We start from the raw sequence: 3,958 nt of genomic DNA, 5'->3' as shown, positions 1-3,958 counted from the left end.
CCCTGTTCGGCGCCAAGCTTGCGCCGTTCGAGGCCTGGCTCCTGATCCGGGGCCTGCGCACGCTGGTGCCGCGCATGCGTCAGCACCAGGCCACCGCCGACCTTTTCGCCGACCGCCTGGCCGCCCTGCCCTTCGTGCGCCGGGTCAACTCGCCCACCACCAACATGGTGCCGGGGCTGACGGGCCGGTCCGGGTTGATGTCGGTGGAGTTCGACGAGTCAGTGAACGTCCCCCGGCTGGCCGACGCCCTGCGCTTCTTCCGCCTGGGCGTCAGCTGGGGCGGGTTCGAAAGCCTGATCCTGCCCGCACAAGTGGGTCTCGCCCAGGCGGGGGAATTCAACTCGATGCGCAAGTTCGGCGTGCCGTCCACGCTCGTCCGGCTCAGCCTCGGGCTGGAGAATGCAGACGATCTATGGGCCGACATGTCGGCGGCCCTGGCAACAAGCAGAAACTGACAACCAAAGGGAGTGAGTGCGATGAAGAAACTGATTGCCGGCGCCGGGCTTTTGGCGGTGCTTCTGGGGACGGCCGTCTCGGCCGAGACCCTGAAACTGGTCGAGGTGATCACCAGCCCCGAACGCACCGAGGTGCTCAAGGGCATGGTCGACGGCTACAAGGCCGCCAATCCGGGCGTCGACGTGGAGATCATCTCGATCCCCTGGGGCCAGGCCTTCGAGACCGTCGCCACCATGATCGCGGGCGGCGACACCCCCGACGTGATCGAGATGCCCGATACCTGGCAGGCGCTTTATGCCGACCAGCTGATGCCGCTGGATGAACGAGTCGCCGCGTGGGAGCACGGCGCGACGCTGACCCAGAAGACCATCGACATGGGCAAGCTTGCCAATGGCAAGATCACCATGATCCCCTACGGCTTCTACCTGCGGGCGATGTTCTACAACAAGAAGCTGTTGGCCGAGGCAGGCGTCGCCGAGCCGCCGAAGACGATGGACGAATTCATGGCCGCCTCGGAGGCGGTCTCGAAGCTTGACGGCAAATACGGCTACTGCCTGCGCGGCGGGCCGGGCGGCACGAACGGCTGGATCATGATGGCCGCGGTGATGAACGGCTCGAACGAGTTCTTCACTGCGGACGGCAAGAGCCGCATCAACGAACCCGGCTCGATCGCGGGCCTGCAGTTCCTGATGGACCTCTACCAGAAGGGCTATGCGCCGAAGGACAGCGTGAACTGGGGCTTCAACGAGATCGTCGCCGGCTTCTATTCCGGCACCTGCGCCTTCCTCGACCAGGACCCCGACGCGCTGATCGCCATCGCCGAGCGGATGCCGGCCGAGGACTTCGCCGTGATGCCGATGCCGGTCGGTCCTGCGGGCAAGGCCTTCCCGACCATCGGCTTCGCGGGCTGGTCGGTGTTCAACTCGACCGAACACGCCGATGACGCCTGGAACCTTGTGGCCTACCTCTCCTCGCCCGAGTCGAACTCGACCTGGGCAAAGCGGGTGGGCGTGATCCCGATCCACCAGGGCGCCGACCAGGACCCCTTCTTCAAGACCGACCAGTTCAAGGGCTGGTTCGAAGAGCTGAACAGCCCGGACTACATCCCCACCATCATGCCGACCTATCTGGAACAGTGGGGCTACTTCACCTCGACCATCCTGAAGGACTCTGCGCAAGAGGCCCTGCTGGGCCAGAAGACCGCGCAGGAACTGGGCGACGAATGGGCCGCCTTCCTGACGGACGAATACGCCAAATGGAAAGCCAAGCAGTGACGCAAGCCACTCAGGCGCCCGGGGCAACCCGGGCGCACCAGCGCTTCGTCTGGTCCCAGCTCATCGAACCCTATCTGTACCTCACACCGGCTTTGGTGCTGATCGCGCTTGTCATGCTGATCCCGCTGGTGGTGGGCGTCAGCTACTCGTTCCAGTCGATCATGCTGCTGAAGCCCGGCGAGGCGGAGTGGGTCGCGCTGGACAACTACCTTGCGCTCTGGTCCGACAAGAAGTTCTGGATCTCGCTGGAAAACACCCTGGTCTGGACCTTCGGCTCGCTGTTCTTCCAGTTCACGCTGGGCCTTGGCCTGGCACTGCTGCTCAACACCCGCTTCCCGCTGAAGCGGCTGTTCCAGGCCATCGTCTTCCTGCCCTGGGCGGTGCCCACCTTCCTGACCGCGCTCACCTGGGCCTGGCTTTTCAACCCGGTGATCGGCCCCCTGCCGCACTGGCTTGCCGCCATCGGCATCCTGCCCGAGCCATTCAACATTCTGGGCGATCCCGACCTTGCGATCTGGGGCCCGATCGCGGCGAACATCTGGTTCGGCGTGCCCTTCTTCGCCATCACCCTTCTGGCCGCGCTGCAATCCATCCCCTCCGAACTATATGAGGCGGCCGAGATCGACGGTGCGACGGCCTGGCAGACCTTCACCAAGATCACCCTGCCCTTCCTGGCCCCGATGATCGCTATCACCGTCATGCTGCGCACGATCTGGATCGCCAACTTCGCCGACCTGATCTTCATCATGACCGGCGGCGGACCGGCCAATTCCACCCAGATCCTCTCCACCTACATCTTCACCACCGCCTTCAAGAAGCTGGACTTCGGCTATGCCTCGACGCTGGCAGTCGCGCTCCTGTTCCTGCTTTTCGTCTATGCCGTGGTGCTTCTGGCGCTGCGCCGCCGCTTCGTGAGGCTGTGATGGCCGTCTCCGCCCGCCGCAATCCGCTGCTCACCCTCGGCAAATACGCCGCGATCCTGTTCTACCTCGGCTTCGCGCTCTTCCCGCTGTACTGGCTGCTGAAGATCGCGATCACGCCCGACAAGCTGATCTTCACCGAAGGCACGGCGCTCTGGCCCTCCACGGCGACGCTGGACAACTTCACCAAGGTGATCTGGCAGACCGACTTCCTGCGCTTCTTCTGGAACAGCCTGGTCGTCTCGCTCACCTCGGCCGCCATCACCACCGTGATCGCCGCCGCCTCGGGCTATGCCTTCTCGCGCTTCCGGTTCCGCGGGCAGAAACTGGTCATCGCCCTGATGCTGCTGACGCAGATGTTCCCGCTTCTGATGATCATCGCGCCGATCTACAAGATCGTCGCCACCCTGGGCCTCCTGAACTCGCTCTCCAGCCTGATCCTGGTCTACACCGCCTTCAACATCCCCTTCGCCACCTTCCTGATGCAAAGCTTCTTCGACGGCATCCCGAAGGACCTGGAGGATGCCGCGATGATGGACGGCTGCACCCGCTTCCAGGCCTTGCGCAAGGTGATCCTGCCGCTGACCCTGCCGGGCCTCGGCGCGACGCTGGGCTTCATCTTCACCGCCGCCTGGTCCGAGGTGCTGTTCGCCCTCATGCTCATCCGGTCCGAGGACAGCATGACCTTCCCGGTCGGCATGCTGACCTTCGTGTCGAAGTTCTCGGTCGACTGGGGGCAGATGATGGCGGCGGGCGTGCTGGCGCTCATCCCCTCCTGTCTCTTCTTCATCTTCATCCAGCGATACCTGGTCCAGGGCCTGACCTCTGGCGCGGTGAAAGGCTGACACATGGCCCGTCTCGACCTTCTCGGCATCGAAAAGCGCTTCGGCGCGATCGAAGTGCTGCGCGATGTGAACCTTGCCATCGCCGATGGCGAGTTCATCGTGCTCGTCGGCCCCTCCGGCTGCGGCAAGTCCACGCTTCTGCGGATGATCGCCGGGCTGGAGGATATCTCGGCGGGCGATTTCCTGATCGACGGCCAGCGCATGAACGAAGTGGCGCCGCGCCACCGCGACATCGCGATGGTGTTCCAGTCCTACGCGCTTTACCCGCACATGGACGTCGCGCGGAACATGGGCTTCTCGATGGAGATCCGCGGCGCCGAAGCCTCGGCCCGCAGCTCGCGCGTGGCCGCCGCCGCCCGCACGCTGGGGCTGGACAAGCTGACCCAACGCCTGCCCCGCGCGCTGTCAGGCGGCCAGCGTCAGCGTGTCGCGATGGGCCGCGCCATCGTGCGCGAACCCCGGG

5 protein-coding genes are annotated in these 3,958 nt (G+C 64.8%); all 5 read left to right on the top strand.

Going from position 1 to position 3,958, the window contains the following annotated elements; all coding sequences use genetic code 11:
- A partial coding sequence (locus ACE3P6_RS18435; RefSeq protein ID WP_374397902.1) for a PLP-dependent transferase occupies positions 1-455 on the top strand: 455 nt, incomplete at its 5' end.
- 21 nt (positions 456-476) lie between these two features.
- Positions 477-1,730 carry a sugar ABC transporter substrate-binding protein gene (locus ACE3P6_RS18430; protein WP_374397901.1) on the top strand — a complete coding sequence of 418 codons (1,254 nt, stop codon included), beginning with the start codon at positions 477-479 and terminating at the stop codon, positions 1,728-1,730.
- Positions 1,727-2,653 (top strand): carbohydrate ABC transporter permease, encoded by a 927-nt coding sequence (locus ACE3P6_RS18425; RefSeq protein ID WP_374397900.1) that lies wholly within the window; start codon positions 1,727-1,729, stop codon positions 2,651-2,653. The genes ACE3P6_RS18430 and ACE3P6_RS18425 overlap by 4 nt, the downstream gene beginning before the upstream one ends.
- Positions 2,653-3,495, top strand: coding sequence for a carbohydrate ABC transporter permease (locus tag ACE3P6_RS18420; protein ID WP_374397899.1), 843 nt, complete (start codon positions 2,653-2,655; stop codon positions 3,493-3,495). Before ACE3P6_RS18425 ends, ACE3P6_RS18420 begins: the two co-directional genes overlap by 1 nt.
- Before the next feature lie 3 nt (positions 3,496-3,498).
- The coding region (locus tag ACE3P6_RS18415) for an ABC transporter ATP-binding protein (RefSeq protein WP_374397898.1) at positions 3,499-3,958 on the top strand (460 nt) is incomplete at its 3' end.

It is taken from the genome of Tabrizicola sp. (genome assembly GCF_041911175.1).
Lineage (GTDB): Bacteria > Pseudomonadota > Alphaproteobacteria > Rhodobacterales > Rhodobacteraceae > Tabrizicola.
Note: the sequence above shows the minus strand (reverse complement) of the source record. Positions and strands in the feature narration are given on the sequence as shown.

What these genes read in the sequence shown, in the direction of transcription:
- ACE3P6_RS18430 (WP_374397901.1), top strand. Translation starts at nt 477, where the DNA reads ATGAAGAAACTGATTGCCGGCGCCGGGCTTTTGGCGGTGCTTCTGGGG.
- ACE3P6_RS18420 (WP_374397899.1), top strand. Translation starts at nt 2,653, where the DNA reads ATGGCCGTCTCCGCCCGCCGCAATCCGCTGCTCACCCTCGGCAAATAC.